The 15,821-nt window shown below is 69.2% G+C and carries 14 protein-coding genes and 4 pseudogenes; 14 read left to right on the top strand and 4 right to left on the bottom strand.

All coding sequences use genetic code 11. From position 1 onward, the window contains the following. Positions 1–158: 158 nt before the first annotated feature. The 9 genes and pseudogenes from ACZ7IB_RS30315 to ACZ7IB_RS30275 form a co-directional block, all read left to right on the top strand. Positions 159–986 (top strand): annotated as a pseudogene (locus ACZ7IB_RS30315) (histidine kinase); the annotation flags it as partial. Positions 987–1,131: 145 nt separating this feature from the next. Continuing rightward, a pseudogene (locus ACZ7IB_RS30310) lies at positions 1,132–1,413 on the top strand (response regulator transcription factor); the annotation flags it as partial. 4 nt (positions 1,414–1,417) lie between these two features. After that, a pseudogene (locus ACZ7IB_RS30305) lies at positions 1,418–1,519 on the top strand (IS5/IS1182 family transposase); the annotation flags it as partial. 175 nt (positions 1,520–1,694) lie between these two features. Beyond that, on the top strand, positions 1,695–2,837 hold the full coding sequence (locus ACZ7IB_RS30300; protein ID WP_470917045.1) for an alpha/beta hydrolase: 1,143 nt from the start codon (positions 1,695–1,697) through the stop codon (positions 2,835–2,837). 539 nt (positions 2,838–3,376) lie between these two features. Beyond that, positions 3,377–3,775 carry a hypothetical protein gene (locus ACZ7IB_RS30295; protein WP_470916979.1) on the top strand — a complete coding sequence of 133 codons (399 nt, stop codon included), beginning with the start codon at positions 3,377–3,379 and terminating at the stop codon, positions 3,773–3,775. Positions 3,776–4,185: 410 nt separating this feature from the next. Next, positions 4,186–5,532 (top strand): discoidin domain-containing protein, encoded by a 1,347-nt coding sequence (locus tag ACZ7IB_RS30290; RefSeq protein ID WP_470916978.1) that lies wholly within the window; start codon positions 4,186–4,188, stop codon positions 5,530–5,532. Further along, complete coding sequence (locus ACZ7IB_RS30285) at positions 5,532–6,830, top strand: MFS transporter (protein ID WP_470916977.1); 1,299 nt, start codon at positions 5,532–5,534, stop codon at positions 6,828–6,830. The genes ACZ7IB_RS30290 and ACZ7IB_RS30285 overlap by 1 nt, the downstream gene beginning before the upstream one ends. Continuing rightward, positions 6,827–7,843, top strand: a complete 1,017-nt coding sequence (locus tag ACZ7IB_RS30280; RefSeq protein ID WP_470916976.1) for a TolB family protein — start codon at positions 6,827–6,829, stop codon at positions 7,841–7,843. The genes ACZ7IB_RS30285 and ACZ7IB_RS30280 overlap by 4 nt, the downstream gene beginning before the upstream one ends. A gap of 472 nt (positions 7,844–8,315) precedes the next feature. Continuing rightward, a complete protein-coding gene (locus ACZ7IB_RS30275) occupies positions 8,316–9,098 on the top strand; it encodes an SAM-dependent methyltransferase (RefSeq protein WP_470916975.1) in 783 nt (260 codons plus the stop codon). Positions 9,099–9,518: 420 nt separating this feature from the next. On the opposite strand, the gene ACZ7IB_RS30270 is transcribed toward ACZ7IB_RS30275, so the two are convergent. Next, the gene (locus ACZ7IB_RS30270) at positions 9,519–10,061 is read right to left on the bottom strand and encodes a molybdopterin-dependent oxidoreductase (RefSeq protein ID WP_470916974.1); all 543 of its coding nucleotides are present in this window, start codon (positions 10,059–10,061) and stop codon (positions 9,519–9,521) included. 539 nt (positions 10,062–10,600) lie between these two features. Here ACZ7IB_RS30270 and ACZ7IB_RS30265 point away from each other — a divergent pair. Then, positions 10,601–10,813 carry a Tn3 family transposase gene (locus ACZ7IB_RS30265; protein WP_470916973.1) on the top strand — a complete coding sequence of 71 codons (213 nt, stop codon included), beginning with the start codon at positions 10,601–10,603 and terminating at the stop codon, positions 10,811–10,813. Positions 10,814–10,986: 173 nt separating this feature from the next. Here the strand turns inward: ACZ7IB_RS30265 and ACZ7IB_RS30260 are convergent, their stop codons facing one another. The 3 genes from ACZ7IB_RS30260 to ACZ7IB_RS30250 all read right to left on the bottom strand — a co-directional run bounded on the left by ACZ7IB_RS30260 (position 10,987) and on the right by ACZ7IB_RS30250 (position 12,925). Continuing rightward, positions 10,987–12,147, bottom strand: coding sequence for a serine hydrolase domain-containing protein (locus tag ACZ7IB_RS30260; RefSeq protein WP_470916972.1), 1,161 nt, complete (start codon positions 12,145–12,147; stop codon positions 10,987–10,989). Between the two features lie 69 nt (positions 12,148–12,216). Then, on the bottom strand, positions 12,217–12,693 hold the full coding sequence (locus ACZ7IB_RS30255; RefSeq protein ID WP_470916971.1) for a Clp protease N-terminal domain-containing protein: 477 nt from the start codon (positions 12,691–12,693) through the stop codon (positions 12,217–12,219). After that, on the bottom strand, positions 12,680–12,925 hold the full coding sequence (locus ACZ7IB_RS30250) for a hypothetical protein (protein ID WP_470916970.1): 246 nt from the start codon (positions 12,923–12,925) through the stop codon (positions 12,680–12,682). The genes ACZ7IB_RS30255 and ACZ7IB_RS30250 overlap by 14 nt, the downstream gene beginning before the upstream one ends. Positions 12,926–13,093: 168 nt before the next feature. On the opposite strand from ACZ7IB_RS30250, the gene ACZ7IB_RS30245 reads away from it, so the two are divergent. The 4 genes and pseudogenes from ACZ7IB_RS30245 to ACZ7IB_RS30230 all read left to right on the top strand — a co-directional run. Next, on the top strand, positions 13,094–13,615 hold the full coding sequence (locus tag ACZ7IB_RS30245; RefSeq protein WP_470916969.1) for a recombinase family protein: 522 nt from the start codon (positions 13,094–13,096) through the stop codon (positions 13,613–13,615). Then, the gene (locus tag ACZ7IB_RS30240) at positions 13,612–14,367 is read left to right on the top strand and encodes an SDR family NAD(P)-dependent oxidoreductase (protein ID WP_470916968.1); all 756 of its coding nucleotides are present in this window, start codon (positions 13,612–13,614) and stop codon (positions 14,365–14,367) included. Before ACZ7IB_RS30245 ends, ACZ7IB_RS30240 begins: the two co-directional genes overlap by 4 nt. Before the next feature lie 149 nt (positions 14,368–14,516). After that, positions 14,517–15,395 carry an ABC transporter substrate-binding protein gene (locus ACZ7IB_RS30235; protein ID WP_470916967.1) on the top strand — a complete coding sequence of 293 codons (879 nt, stop codon included), beginning with the start codon at positions 14,517–14,519 and terminating at the stop codon, positions 15,393–15,395. Positions 15,396–15,538: 143 nt separating this feature from the next. Further along, positions 15,539–15,808 (top strand): annotated as a pseudogene (locus ACZ7IB_RS30230) (PucR family transcriptional regulator); the annotation flags it as partial. Positions 15,809–15,821: the final 13 nt, after the last annotated feature.

Below are 15,821 nucleotides of genomic sequence, written 5' to 3'. Positions count from 1 at the left end.
CTCTGTCCCTTGCGTGTTCATCAGCCATCCTCCGGTCAACTGCTCAGGGCACGATCCTGGCCTCCCGGGGCTCGGGTGCATATCGCGGGAAGGCGGGAGAAAATGCTCCCTCGATCGGGGGAGGCCTCCGATGAACCATCCGGTCATACTGGCCGATTATGATCCGGGGAATTCGGCCGCTGCTGCGCGGCTCCACGTATTCGGGTGTGCTGTTCGCCTATTGCGGCGCGTTGGCGAGTCTTCCACTGCTGCCTTTCTCGATGCTGCCGGTGCTGGCGTGGCCATCCGCTCCATATGGAGTGCAGGCCGTTCTGACTCTGCTGGTCTGGGCAGCACTGATCGGCGTGGTCGGGCTGGCCCGCACCACGCGGCGGACGCTGATCGCGTCCGCCCGTCGACTGCTGAGGGTGCCGTTGCCGGATCCCGTGGCCGCACGTCAGCCCGCGAGCTCACCCGGCACTGAGCCGACTCCTGTGCCGGCCCCTGCTGCCGCGCCGACCCCCGCCGTACCATGCGGAGTCGACCGCTGGCGGACTCCGCTCTGGCTGCTGCTGCACGTGGCACTGGGGTGGACGGGGGCGCTGGTGAGCGGTGTGCTGTTTCTCGCGGGCCTGACCCTCCCGGTGGGTTGGCTCCGCGCCGAGGCGGGGCTGAGCCTGTTCGGCTGGTCGGTGCGGGCGGAGAGTGGCTGGCAGAGCTGGGCGGTGGCGCTCGGCTGTGTGCTGCTGGCGGCGGCTGCGTGCGCGGTGGTGACGAACGCTCTGCGGTGGTTGGCGCCCAGGCTGTTGGGACCGTCATCGGCTGAGCGGCTCGCGCTGGCGGCCGAGCGGGAGCTGAGGCTGGCCGAACGTAACCGACTGGCCCACGAGTTGCACGACTCGATCGGGCACACGCTGACGGCGACCACGATCCAGGCCGCGGTGGCGGGCGAGGTGCTCTCCGCCGACCCGGTGGCGGCGCGGGCCGCCCTGCGCAGCATCGAGGAGTCGGCCCGGGCCGCGCTGGAGGATCTGGATTACGTGCTGGGCGTGCTGCGCGAGCAGGAGGCGGAGACAGCGCCGACCCGCACCTTGGCCGACCTGCCTGAGCTGTTCGACCGGTTGCGGCACGCGGGCGCGGTGGTGGAGCCCGATCCTCTTCCCGGCGGCACTGCGCCGGATGGTCGCCGCGCGCCCGCTGGGCTCCGCCGAGGCGTTGCCGAAGGCGGCGCTGACGGGGTGGGAGGAGGAGGTGCTGCGGTTGATGGCCACCGGCCTGTCCAACCCGGAGATTGCGGAGTCGCTCACGGTGAGCCTGGAGACGGTGAAGACGCACGTCGGGAACGTGCTGACCAAGCTCGGCGCGCAGAACCGGACCCACGCGGTGGTGATCGCGTACGAGTCCGGTCTGGTGGTGCCGGGGTTCGCCGGCTGACCGGTTGAAGATCAACCGGGCCGTGGTCAAGCGCTTCGACAAGAGGGCGTACGTCTTTCACGGCACCGTGACCGTTCCTGCCCTACGTCTCTGGCTCCGCTCGTGATTCGCGCGTCGCCCCGCGCGCTGGTTCCTCGCGTCGCACGCCGGGCGGACCGGGCTGGGACACCGGCCGACGGTTCCTGGCGTCAACACGGCGTTCCACGGTCTGTCGCGTCCGACGTAAAAAGGTGGAAAGACGGGTAAACCAGCGAGGTGCTTACGGCATCCTCCCAGACGTGATGAGCCTGACGGGGACACCCTTCTTCCTGGCCACGATCGCGCTGGCCGTGGTCACCGTGCTGCTTCCCCTGCTGCTGTGGAGCCGGGTACGCGGCCCCGCTGCGGTGCGCGGCGCGGTCCGCATGGTGATGGTCGTCCTCGCGCAGGCGGCAGCCGTGCTGAGCGTCTTCGTGATGGTCAACAACACCAACGGCCTGTACGACAGCTGGGCCGACCTGCTCGGCACCGGACACCACATCGTCGCGGCGCCCGATCTCGGGCGCGACGGACTCGGGGATCACAAGCACCTGGCGAATGAGCCGAAGGTCGCACAGGACTTCAGCCTGACGCACGACGCCCGGATGGGCCGGGGCGTCCGCGTCACCCAGCTGAGCGGTCGGGTGTCGGGGGTGCGCGGAGAGGTGTACGTATGGCTGCCGCCGCAGTACGGCCAACCGGCCTTCCGGCACCGGAAGTTCCCCGTGGTCGAGCTCCTCGGCGGCTTCCCCGGATCGGCCAAGGCGTGGTTCGGCAGCCTGCAGGTGCAGTCGCAGCTGGAAGCCGGGATGCGGAGTGGGGAGATCGCCCCATTCATCCTCGTGGAGCCGCGGACCAATCTGCTGGCGGGTCAGGACACCGGGTGCGCCAATGTGCCGGGCGTCGTGGACGCCGAGTCCTGGCTGAGCGTGGACGTCCGGCAGATGGTGACCGATACCTTCCGCGCGCAGAGCCGTGCGAGCGGCTGGGCGGTGGCCGGGTACTCGGCCGGGGCACACTGCGCCGTGAAGATGGCGCTCGCCCACCCCGACCGGTACCGAGCCGCCGTGGGCCTCTCCGGCTACAATGACCCGGCCGCCGAGCGGGTTTCCCTCACGGGCCGGGACCCGGAGCTGCGGCGGGTCAACAACCCGCTGTGGATCCTGCGCCACGCGGCCACCCCGCCGTGCGTCGCGCTCTACCTCTCGGGCGGGCGCAACGACGGTTACCGTGACGGCCTCGCGCTGCGGCGGGCGGCAGCGCCCCCGACGCGGGTGGTGGTGGCCGAGGTGAGTGGGCCGCACACCGTCGGGCTGTGGAAACGTCAGGTGCCGCGTGTCTTCCGCTGGCTGACGGCCGAACTGTCGCCCTGCGCGGGCCGGGTCGCTCCCGCGAAGGGCACCTGATCGATGGGGGCGGCCGGGGCGCCCGGGTAGAGCGCGCGGATGATCTGCGGTGAGCTCCCCGTCAGCAGCGCGTGTACCGGCTCGCCCAGCCCGAGCAACAGAGGAGAACGGTCTTGGTTCATGCGGTGGTTGCCCGGATGAGGGAGGTCGTTCTGCGGTAGGGGCGGCCGCAGAACGACCTGCCGGCGACGCCAGGAGAGTGCCGGGCGTCCCGGCACGGGCCGGAACATCAGGTGGAGGGTGTCTCGGAACCCGTGGTGCCGGAGATCGATGGCTCCCGACGCCCGGAATTCGGCCTTGTCACCGGCTCCACCACGAGGCGAGTGATTCGAGGTGATCCTTTTCGCCGGGTCAAAAAAGGATCACGCCGGCCGCGCGACGAGGGCATGAGGCCGGCCCCCCCCGGCCGGGGATGATGCGCCGACCGGGTACGCGGCACCGGCCGCGTACAGGTCCCGCCGCAGTGCGATCTCCGCGCCGTGTGCAGGACTTCACGGTTGACGTGGAGAGCGACCGCGGCCAGCGGCCACAGCCGGTAGGTGTCCCAGACGTCCTCGCTCGGTTCGGCCGGCGCCGCCGCGTCCAGCTTCCGTACCCCGTTCAGCCACGATCATCCGATCGAGGAGAATGTTGTTGAGCAGATGGGAGTAGGTCTCGACATGGCTGTGGCGGCGCCCCGTCACCACCGCGCCCGCAACCTTGTCGGTCAGCCGCCGGTCGAAGCGCAGTCGAGGTCGCCGAGCAAACACGTTGCCCTCGGCGGCGGCGGCGCGCACTTCTGCCTCGGTTCGCATCTGGCCCGTCTGGAAATCGGCGCGGTGCTCGAAGCCCTGCGCGACCTCGTCGCCGACCTCGAACCCGCGGGTGAGCCGGCCCGAATCTATTCGAACTTCCTGGGCGGAGTGTGCAGCGTGCCCGTCTCCCTCAAGGCGCGGTGAGACGTGCCGCACGGATGCGGCGCCGTGGTGGCCGGCGCCGCATCCCCCTCATCTCATCCGTGACGGCCGCGGGATGCCGAGGGGTGTTCGCCGCCTGAGCCACCGCGCAGGGCAGGGCTACGGTCGGGGAACCCCACCGGTCCGGAGCCCGGACATCCGGGCCGGGTCTGTCCGCTCGGTGGGTGAACAGGATGCACTGCGAAGGGAATTGGGGGACTGGTAGGAAAGTTTACTGTTCGCTAGCATCCCGGGTGGTGGCCCGGCGCGGTGCCTGCCCCGTAGGCATGACGCGCTCAGTGAGAGCTCTGGCCCGGCCACCATGATGTCGCCCCCTGCCCGCACGAGGGTCGGGGCGCGAGGTCATGCACCAATGCCCAGCTCTCGCCACCCCCAAGGCCAGGAGTCCAGGGATGCACCTGAACGGCTCAGCTCCACTCCTCACGCCCACGCGGCGCCGTACGGTGGGCGTGGTCATCGCCGCCGTACTCCTCCTCGTCGGAAGCCTGTTGCTCGCCTACCCCGACCGGGCCGACGCCGCCGCCGACCCCCTTATTTCGCATGGCAAGCCCGCCACCGCCTCCTCCAGCGAAGCTTCCGGCCTCGGGCCGCAGAACGCCTTCGACGGCGACCCGGCCACCCGCTGGGCGAGCGCCGAGGGCGAGGACCCGCAGTGGATACGTGTCGACCTCGGTGCCACCGCCGACGTCACGCGGGTGGCGCTGAGTTGGGAGGCCGCGTACGCCAAGGCGTACCGGATCGAGATCTCCGCCGACGGCACCACCTGGACCCAGCTCGCCAATGAGACGGCCGGGAACGGCGGCACCGACGACTGGTCTGCCCTCTCCGGCAAGGGCCGCTACCTGCGCGTGTACGGCATCGCGCGCGGCACTGCCTACGGCTACTCGCTGCATGAGGCCGAGGTGTACGGCACCTTCGACGGCGCGCCCCCGCAGACCGGTGCCTTCACCGTGGTCGCCGCCGGTGACATCGCCGCCCAGTGCACCGCCTCCGACAGTGACTGTGCCCACCCCAAGACCGCCGCACTGGCCCAGAAGCTCAATCCGAAGTTCTATCTGACGATGGGCGACAGCCAGTACGACGACGCCCGGATCGCCGACTTCCGCGCCTACTACGACAAGACCTGGGGCGCCTTCAAGGACAAGACGCGCCCGGTGCCCGGCAACCACGAAACGTACGACCCGGCCGGGGCGCTGGCCGGCTACAAGGCGTACTTCGGGGCCATCGCGTACCCCCAGGGCAAGAGCTACTACAGCTACGACGAGGGCAACTGGCACTTCATCGCCCTCGACTCCAACTCCTTCGACCAGAGCGCGCAGATCGACTGGCTCAAGGCCGACCTCGCCAAGAACAGCAAGGCGTGCATCGCCGCCTACTGGCACCACCCGCTGTACTCCTCGGGCGGACACGGCAACGACCCGGTCAGCAGGCCGGTCTGGAAGATCCTCTACGGGGCCAAGGCCGACCTCGTGCTCAACGGACACGACCACCACTACGAGCGGTTCGCCCCACAGAACCCCGACGGGAAGGCCGTCGCCGACGGGATCACCGAGATCGTCGGCGGGATGGGCGGCGCCGAGCCCTACCCCATCGAGGAGGTCCAGCCCAACAGCCAGAAGCGGATCAGCGGCGAATACGGCGTCCTGAAGATGGACTTCACCGACTCCGGCTACAGCTGGAACTACGTCGGCACCGACGGCAAGAACAAGGACACCAGCCCGAAGTACACCTGCCACTGATGTATCTGGCGACCACAGGCCGCCGGGACACGCCGGCCCCGCCCCGCACCGGCGGGGCGGGCCGGCGGGTCCCCGGCACCGTCCTCGCACTCGGCACGGTCAGCCTCGTCACCGACATCTCCTCCGAGATGGTCACCGCGGTGCTGCCGCTCTACCTCGTCCTCGGACTCGGTCTCTCACCCCTCCAATTCGGCTTCCTCGACGGCTTGTTCAACGGCGCCGCCGCCGTCGTACGGCTGCTCGGCGGGCACGCCGCCGACCGCGGCGGCCGGCACAAACGGGTCGCGGGGATCGGCTACGCCCTCTCCGCCTGCTCCCGGCTCGGCCTGCTTCTCGCGGGCGGCGCCACCGCCGGGATCGCGGCCGCCCTCGCCACCGACCGGGTCGGAAAGGGCATCCGAACGGCGCCCCGTGACGCACTGATCACCCTGAGCAGCCGACCCGAGGCGCTCGGCCGGTCCTTCGGCGTGCACCGGGCGATGGACACCACGGGCGCCCTGCTCGGCCCGCTCGCCGCGTTCGCCCTGCTCTGGGCGACGGCCGACGCCTACGACGCGGTGTTCGTCGTCAGCTTCTGCGTCGGCCTGCTCGGGGTACTGATCCTCGTCCTGTACGTTCCCGGGGGGCACCCGGCACCACCCACGAACTCGACTCCCCGTACACGAAAGACATTTGGGGCACTGCGTGATCCCGCCTTCCGGCGGATTCTCGGAGCCGCCGCCCTGCTGGGTGCCGCCACCGTCGGTGACGCCTTCGTCTACCTCCTGCTCCAGCGCCGCCTCGACCTCTCCGTCGGCTGGTTCCCGCTGCTGCCGCTCGGCGCGGCGGCGTGCTATTTGCTGCTCGCGGTCCCGGCGGGCCGGATCGCGGACCGGGTCGGCCGACGGCTGCCGTTCCTGTACGGACACGTCGCGCTGCTCGGCGTGTACGCCACGCTCCTCGCCCCGACCGGCGATTCGGCCCCGCTTCTCCTTGTGCCCGCCCTCGTGCTGCTGGGCGTCTTCTACGCCACCACCGACGGGGTGCTGATGGCCCTCGCCGGACCAGTGCTGCCCGCCGACGGCAGGGCGGGCGGACTTGCCCTGCTCCAGACCGGCCAGGCGCTGGCCCGGATGCTCGCCGCCGCGGGCTTCGGCGCCGCGTGGACGGTGTGGGGGGCGCGCCCCGCGCTGTGGGCGGCGATATCGGCCCTGCTCGCTGCGCTCGTGGGCGGCTGGGCACTGCTGCCGCGCAACCAGTCCCGCACCCCGGCCCCCGAGGGGCCGGGAGCTCCGATCCCCGAGAGGCGGACCGCATGAGTGCCAGGTTCCCAGGACCCGCGACCCCGCTCGGCCCACGGGCCCGTATCGCCGTCGTGGTGGCCGCGGTGCTACTCCTCGCGGGCGGCTCCGTCTGGTACGCCCTGCACGCGGAACAGCGGTCGGAGGGGCAACGAGCCGACGCAGACCCCTCGTTCACTCTCGGTGGGCCCGCGCTGTACTTCCGGGACACGGTCACAGGACGCGTCGCGCATCAACCGCTCGCCGGAACCCCCGGCGCCCGCACCACCGGCGGCCCCGCCTGTGACCGGTTCTACGCCTCAGGCGATACCGCGCTCTGTCTGCGCGCCGAGCCCGGGGTGCTGCCGAAGACATACGCAATCGTTCTCGACCGGCAGCTGCGCGAGATGCGCCGGATCACCGTGCCGGGCGTTCCCACCCGCGCCCGCGTCTCCGCCTCCGGGCGGATGTTGTCCTGGACGGTGTTCGCCACCGGAGACTCCTACGCCACCACCGCCTTCTCCACGCGGACCGCCGTCCTCGACCTGCGCACCGGCTACCTCATCAAGTCCATGGAGGAGATCCCCCTCACCATCGACGGTGTCCGCTACCACGCCCCCGACGTCAACTACTGGGGGGTGACCTTCGCCCGCGACGACAACCGCTTTTACGCGACCGTCTCCACCAAGGGCCGCACCTACCTCGTCGAGGGGAACATGAGGGACTGGTCGGCGAAGGCGCTGCGGCAGAATGCCGAATGCCCCTCCCTGTCGCCTGATAACACCCGGGTCGCCTTTAAGAAGAAGGTTTCCGACGACCCGGCCGCGCCCTGGCGGCTGTACGTCCTCGACCTGCGGACCATGCGTGAGACGCCGCTCGCCGAGTCACGCAGTGTCGACGACCAGGCGGCCTGGCTGGACGACGACACGGTCGCCTACGCGCTGCCGGGCGCGGCCGGCCGGGCGAGCGACATCTGGACCGTCCCCGCAGACGGTACCGGGGCACCCCGCGTGGCCGCGGCGGGCGGATCGTCACCGGTGGCGGTGGGCTGAGCGAGACGGCCCGGGGCAGAAGCAGCCCACCCGGCAGGGCTGTCGTCGTCCCTGCCGAGCGGCACGCCGGCGGCATGGTTTCGAGGACCGGCAGACTCCGGCTCGGAGGCTGTTTTCTCCATTCGGAATCGAGCAACCCTTGCTGCTCCAGGACCAGTTCAGAGCGCTGTTCTGTTCTGACGTGCACCGCCCCGGTCGGATCGAGGGATCGGGGCGTGGGTGCGAAAGGTGGCAAGAACGCCAGAAGGGCCGTCACATTCGCCGGGCGCTGAAGTACTGGATGTGCAAGTGGGCGTGTACATGCCGACGGGGTCGTGCCCGTGACCATGGGCCAGGGCTGAGCTCGACGCAGAAGTGCCCGGCGTCCGGGTAGCGGTGCAAGTGTGACGGGGCCTGGTCGACGAGACCGCGCAGAGTGGTGCCGGCCGCCGCACGGCGTGAGGCGTTAACAACCGTGATAGAAGAGGGTGTTATGAAACACGAGGCATACAACGCAGGCCAATTCCACAGCGCTGTTCCGCACTCAGCCCGCGTCTGGAACTACTGGATCGGCGGCAAGGACCACTACCCGGTGGACCAGGAGCTCGGAGATCAAGTAATCGCGAGCTACCCCCAGACGCGGGAACTTGCCCTGGCGTCACGGGCTTTTCAGGCACGTGCGGTGCGGTATCTGGCCGAAGCGGGTATATCCCAGTTCCTTGACATCGGGACCGGGCTTCCCGTGCAAAACAGCACGCATGAGGTCGCGCAGAGCGTCGAGCCGAAGGCTCGCATCGTGTACGTCGACAACGACCCGCTCGTATTGGCACACGCCCGTGCCTTGCTGACAAGTGCACCAGACGGGATGACGGACTACGTGCACGCGGACATGCTGGAAGCCAAGCGGGTGCTCCAGGAGGCGGCGCGCACCCTGGACATGACACGACCCGTGGCCGTGATGGTGCTGTCCACACTGGGACACCTCCAGCCCCAGGCCGGCATCGACCTCATGCACCAGTACATGGCCGGCACGGTGGCAGGCAGCTATCTGGTCCTCTGCGACACGGTCGCCACGCCCCAGACGCTGGCTGCGCAGCAGGCTTACGCGGCGGGCGACACTCCGCCATACCTGGTGCGCCAGCCGGAGGAGATCCTCGCGAGCGCCGACGGGATGGAGTTGGTCGAGCCCGGATTCGGGTCGATCACCCTCTGGCGAGCGGACGAAGAGGACCTTGAACCGGTCGACCAGTGGGGATTCGTCGCCCGCAAGGTGTAGAAGTCGGCGACTGCACCGGTCGATGCACTGAGCCCGCGTTCGCATTTGGCTGTCCGAAGCGGTCACTGCACGCTTCAGCGCACACGGCGTCGCTCGGCGACCCACGCCCGGTGCGTGCCGCCCAGCGGCAGGCCGAAGTCGGTATTCCGGCACGCACAGGATCTTGGCCATGGCGGCGGCTCCTCATCCGTTGTTGCGGGAAGGAGCCGCACACGGCCCTCACCCGGGCCGCGCGTGGTCAAAGCGGACGTGTCTATGTGCCCATAGGCGGCACAATCACAATCTGTAATGCGAAACCCCATAGCAGATGCCTGGCTATTCAGAGGAAGGCCCAAAGCTCCTGTGGGCGGGACTCGCTGTCCCGAGGTGCAGGTCGCGAAGATCTGCACCTGGCGTGCGGAGCGTCCGTCGTCGCGCTGATCAAGTCGACGGAGATTTCCCTGGCTGCGGTCTGATCTTCGGGCGGGAGACGACTCCGTTCTGATCGGGAGCTGTCCACGCCCCGACCCACACGCGTGTGATGGCGCTGATGTAGCGCGCGCCGCAGCGGTCGGCGGGAACCACGAGCTGGCTACCGACCGCGTCCAGTTCCTGATTGTCCATCCGCGTGGCGAGCAGGACAGGGACGTTGCCGAAGTCGGCGTCGATCTCCGCCCAGGACAGCACCGTGTGGTGGCCGTCCCCGCCGGTGACAGCCAGCAGGAAACGGGAACGATCCTTGCGTCGTTGCGGGTCGAAGGCAGGGCCGGCGTTCAGGATCACCTCGCGCAGCAGTGGACCTTCGAAGCTGTGGCGCTGCGGGCCGCTGGTGGCACAGTCGAAGACAATCTCGGCTCGGTGCTGCTCCCATCCCTCCCGCAGGTCCCGCACCGTCAGCGTGGCCGGTCGGTCGACATCCCCGCGCAGGGCGAGAGAAGCGGTACGTACACGAGGTGTGCGGGGTGGCGGGCTGTGTCGGCTCATCGGCTTCCCCAGGTCGGACGGCCCGCAGGGCGGCTGTCAGAAGATATGCCCCGCCATCGCCCCATGGAATCGCAACTATGAGGCAATATCCGTCTGCGGCCTCGCTTTTGTGAGGTCCTGTCGAGATGCTCTGTGGCATCCTCCGGTCATCCGCCCACGGATCGCCCGGCCCGGGCACATGCATGAGCCGGGTAGCTTCTGGGCACCTCGGGCTGCCGTTTCCCTGCTGTGGGCTCTCTCGTTGGGCCGAATGAGTGGGGCCCGGGGCAAGAAAGGGCAGGGCAAGCGGCAGGAGTGGTCACCGGAAGGCGTGGTGGCGTGCTGGACGCTGGTGGACGGTGACTGGGCCCTGGTGGCCAACAAGAGCGGTCCGAGGCGGCTCGGCTTAGCCCTGACCCTGAAGCTCTTCGAGCAGGGGGGCCGGTTCCCGGAGTTCACGAAGTACGTGTTCACCGGCCGGACCGCCGAGTACCACCGCAAGCAGATCCGCGAGGCCCTGGGGTTTTGGCCGTCCATGCGGGCGGACGAGGATCGCCTGATTGAGTGGCTGGCCACCGAGGTGTGCCCGGCCGAGCCCCAAGCACCCCACCTACGCCGCCCTGGAAGAGCTCGGCCGGGCTGTCCGCACCTTCTTTGCCCGCGACTACCTCGCCAGCCCCGGCCTGCGCCGCGAGATTCACGGCGGCCTCCAGGTCGTGGAGACTGGAGCAGCGCCGACTCGGTCCTGCACTACGGCGAGGACGGCGCTCTGACCGGCCCGGGAACACGCCGAGACCTCGATGCTCGCTCCGCACCTGCTCCAGTCGAGCCTCGTCCACATCAACACCCTGCTGCTCCAGAAGCTCCTTGCCGAACCGGCCTGGGCCTCGAGGCTCAGCGAGGAGGCCCGGCACGAACCACACGACCGGCACCGTGACTGCGATGTTCAGGTACCGCTCGGGCGTGAGAACTTCGTCTGGAGGAGATCAGTGAAGATGCCGATGGGGTCGTCCCAACCACTGTCGACCCAATCACCGTTGACGTTGGCGGTGACCATGTGTATGCCGTCGCGGGCGCCGTAGGTATAGGACCAGGAACCGAAGAGCGCACCCCCCATGCCCCAGACCGTTTCCCGGCAGGGGAGCATCACTGACGAGACGCCGAGACCGTAGGTGGCGTTGGAAATCCAGCCGTGGGTCGGCACCGTGGTGAACATGTCGCGCTGCTGATCCGGTGGCAGTATGCGGCCACCCAGCAGAGCGCCGAAGAACTGGTTGAGATCCTCGACGGTGGAGATCATGCCGCCGGCCGCCCAGAACATGGTGGAGTCGAACTCGGTAGCGTCGTGGATCGGGGCGCCGGGGTCGGTCCGGAACAGTTTCGTATAGTGCCGGGAGTGTGGCCCGCGGATCGTCGGGTCACTGCCGTGCGGCAGGTACGTCCCGGTCAGGCCGAGCGGGCGGGTGATCCGCTCGGTGATCTCGTCGGCAAGGGCCCGGCCGGTGACCCGTTCGATGATCATGCCTGCGACGACGTAGTTGGTGTTGGAGTAGGCCCAGTCCGAACCCGGTGCGAAGGTGGCCGGATGGGCCATGGCGATCTGCACCAGCAACTCGGGGGCGTGGGTCTCGTGACGGTTCAGTGCTTCCTGGTCATCGGTGTAGTTGAAGATCCCGCTGGTGTGGTTGAGCAGCATCCTGATGGCCACCCTGCCGCCGTCGTGGTCGTGGCCGCGGACTACGCCGGGCAGCCACTGTTCCACCGTGTCGTCCAGACTCAGTCTGCCTTCGGCCGCCAGTTGCAGCATCACGGTGGCCACGAACGTCTTGCTGATGCTGCCGATACGGAATCGGTCCTCCGGTGAGCGCTTGCGGCCGGTTGCGGTGTCGGCCACCCCTGCCGTGCCGAACCACCGCTGATCGCCGTCGCACATCTCGGCGACGATGCCGGGAACGCGGCCTTGATCCACGGCCTGGTTGAGTAAACGCTGGAACGCTGGGTGGCAGTCGGTCACTGAGATCGGTGCAGGTGCGGACATGGTGCCCGCAGCCTTGGCTGCCGCGGTGCCCTGCCGGCCGCCGTCTGTGTGAGCGGAACGTTGGTGCATGTGCATTTCTCCTTGTCGGTGGCGTGAGCTGCTTGGCCGCGCGGATCCGATGTCAGCCGTCACCGGCGGTCAGTCGTCCTCGTTGCTGAGTGCCTGCCGTACGCGGTCCACCAATTCGGCCTGATCGACGTCAGCCAGGGCGAGAGCACGTGGCACGGTACCGACCCGGGCCTCCAGAATCCCGAGCAGCAGATGTGCCGACCGCAGTTCCTTCTTACGGACGGAAGAGAAGCTCCGATTCAGCGCGAGCTTGGCGGACGCGCCCATCTTGGGCTGCTCGCAAGCACGGCTCGGCCGGGGAAGGTCAAAGGGTGCCGGAGACACTCCGACGGAGCTCAGGCTGTGCTCGAACTCCCGGTCCAGTGCGTCGCGGACAGCGTGGTGATCGAGCCCGGCCGAGGTCAGGACCTGATGTGCGACGGCCCCCTGCTCCGCGGCGATCGACAACAGGAGATGATGGGCCTCGATCGTCGCCGATCCATCCTCGCGAGCTTCGTGTATCGCCCGCACGATGACCGCGTGCAGATACTTGTCAAACGCGGTCATCGCCGCGCCTCCTCAGCTTGACTTCGGCCGTGATGAGCCGCTTGGCGTGCTTCTTGTGGACGGCCTGGCGCGTGACACCGAGCGCCTCGGCTACCTGCGGCCAGCTCCAGCCCGCTCGCATGGCCTGCTCGACTGCGGCGTCCTCCAGTTGATCAGCAAGGCGCCGCAACGCCACGACGGCCGCCAGGGCGTCAGCGGACTCTCGGGGAACGGGACTCTCAGCGGCAGGCATACAAGCAACCGTAGTTGACTATTGGAGATAGTCAACGCGAGTTGCTCATCGTTGCGGCAGGGGTGGGCGAGGCTGGGCACCCGTGATCACGAGCCCGCAAATGGGCGGTGTCGGCAACCCGCGTCGGAAATCAACGTCGGAGAACGGTGCTTGGGGTAGTTTCCGACAGTGCCTATCGGCTACTGCCGCATCTCGACGGCCGACCAGAGCTCTGATCATCAGATCGACGCCCTGCTGCGGGCCGGCGTCGACCGCGACAACATCCATGTCGACACCGCGAGCGGCGCGAAGGCGTCCCGCCCGAGGCCCGGCCTCGTCATGCAACTGCTGCGCGAGGGCGACACTCTGAAGGTCACCCGCCTCGACCGGCTCTCCCGATCCGTGCTGCACGTCATCGAGCAGGGCATCGACACCTCCAGCATGGAGGGTCGGGCCCGGGACGGGCACCGGCGCGGACTGCTGCCGGCGCCGCCTGAGCTGCTGAGTGAGATCACCCGCGGCGCGTTGGAGCGGCTGCTCACCTCGCAGTTGCCGCGCGAAATCGACTGGACCGCGGCCGATCTGCTGCGGGCGACCGTCGACACCGTGCTCTACGGGACGATCCGCTCAGCACACCCCGGCATCGACGATGAAAAACTCCGGGCGTTCATGCCGACGGCCCGCGATGATGAGCAGGAGGTGGGCCCGTGACTGGGGCAACCGGCAGGGTGGCATTGGTGACAGGGGCCAGCAGTGGAATCGGTGCGGCCACCGCGCGCCTTCTGGCCGCACGAGGGATGCGCGTGGTGGTCAACTACCTCCGCAGCGGCACGGCAGCCGAGGAGGTCGTGGCCGACATCGAGGCCGCAGGCGGCCAGGCCATGGCCGTGCAGGCCGACGTGCGCGAGGCAGCGGCGATCGAGAGCGTGATCGAGCAGGCCCAGGCGGCATGGGGCGGCATCGACGTGCTTGTGCACAACGCGCTCACCCCGTATGTGATCAAGCCGTTCCAGGACATGACGTGGGAAGAACTCGGCGGCAAGCTCGACGACGAGATGCGTGCGGCGTTCGCGGTCACCAAAGCCGTCCTGCCCGCCATGACCGAACAGGCCTGGGGACGCATCATCTATCTCGGTACCGGCCTCAGCCGCCGGCCCCGGGAGGGCATGATCGCCCTGGGCACGGCCAAGGCCGCATTGGCGCAGTTCGCCCGGTACCTCGCCCAGGAACTGGGCCCGCGGGGCATCACGGTCAACGTCGTCGAGCCCGGCCCGGTGGAGGACACCCGCATGGCGCATGTGTTGGACGAGGAGCACAAGCAGCGGCAGGTGGCCGCTACCCCCCTGGGCCGCCTGGCACACCCGGGCGACGTCGCCCAAGCGGTCGCCTTCTACGCCGGCGAGGACAACACCTTCATGACCGGCACCACGGCCGCGGTCAACGGCGGGATGTCCATGTACTGACGCCCCGCTGTCCTCCGCACACGGGGCCATACCGTCCCGGTCCGGCCGACGGCCGGACCGCATCCGGCACACCGTCACCTCAGCATCATGGGCCGCAGCAGCCGGGCCCGCGGGGGCGTATGGCGGTGACACGATCAAGGAAAACGTTCATGTACACGATCGATCTCGCCTACGTCGGGCGGGGCCTGCACGAGGAACTGGTCGCCTACATCGCCGACCAGCAGGGCTACTACGCCGACGAGGGCGTCCACGTCGCGCTGCGCGACGGCTGCTCCTGGGACGAGGAGCGGCTGCGCCACGGCGCCACCATCGGGCTCGGCCGGGCGCTGCTGTCCCGACTGGCCAATGACATCCCCTGGGTCGCACTCAATGTCAACACCCACCGCCCGCTGTTCTGGTTCCTCGCCCGCCCCGGCCTGACCTCCCTGGCCGACCTGGCCGGCCGACGGCTGGCGGTACACGCCCCCCACACCGCACCCGGGTGCTTCGCCCGGATCGTACTGCGCCAGGCCGGCCTCGACCCGGACCGTGACATCCACACCATCGTCCGCCCACCCCGCGACTACGGCATGGACCTGCGCTGGCTGCACGACGGCAGGATCGACGCCGCCCTGGTCGGCAGCACCATGGCACCGGAGGCGGTAGCCGCCGAGTACGGCTGGCAGGTGCTGGCCTGGGTCGGCGACCACTTCCAGATCCCCACCGTAGGCGTGGCCGTCGACCCCACCTACATCCACCCGGACGGTCCCGCGGTCCAGGCCGTCGTACGAGCCCACCGGCGCGCCCTGCAAGCGATGCGCAACGAACCCGACACCACGGTGCGGCACATCCAGACGTTCCTCGGCCGACACACCGCAGACGAAGCCCGAGCCCACTTCGAGACGTTCATCGCACCGTATTTCACCATCGACGGCCAAGCCGACCTCGCCGTCGGCGCCACCGCGATCACCGCGGTCTCCGCCGAACTCGGTGTCCCCGCCACCGTCACCGCAGCCGAGTTCTACCGCACCGCAACCACCACGCCCTAGGAGCCCGGCGACACCGTTATGTCACCAACGTGCCCCGGCTCTCCAAGCCGCTGCGGGTGCCGACCCCGGCCGACCGGGGCCCGGGGCAGCCCTGACGACCCGGCACCCCGCTCCCGGCGCCCATCGGCCCCGACACCCCGGGCGCCGGAGTCCCTGCCGACGTACGCGAGGTCTACAGCGCCCGTACCCCGGGACCGCCGATTGACGGGCACAGCGCCTCGCAGTAGATGCTGCTGGAGACCCTCGAAGTCTTTCTCGCGCACAACGGCTCCTGGGCACGCACCGTCGAAGCCCTGCACCTGCACGTCAACACGGTGCACTACCGTGTCCGGCGCATCGAGCTGCTCACCGGCCGGGACCTGTCGCGCCTCGACCACAAACTCGACCTGCAGGCTGCACTGCTGTGCCGCTGACCGAAGTGGTCCC

This window comes from Streptomyces sp. NPDC037301 (assembly GCF_055602785.1).
This window is presented reverse-complemented; position numbering and strand designations above follow the sequence as displayed.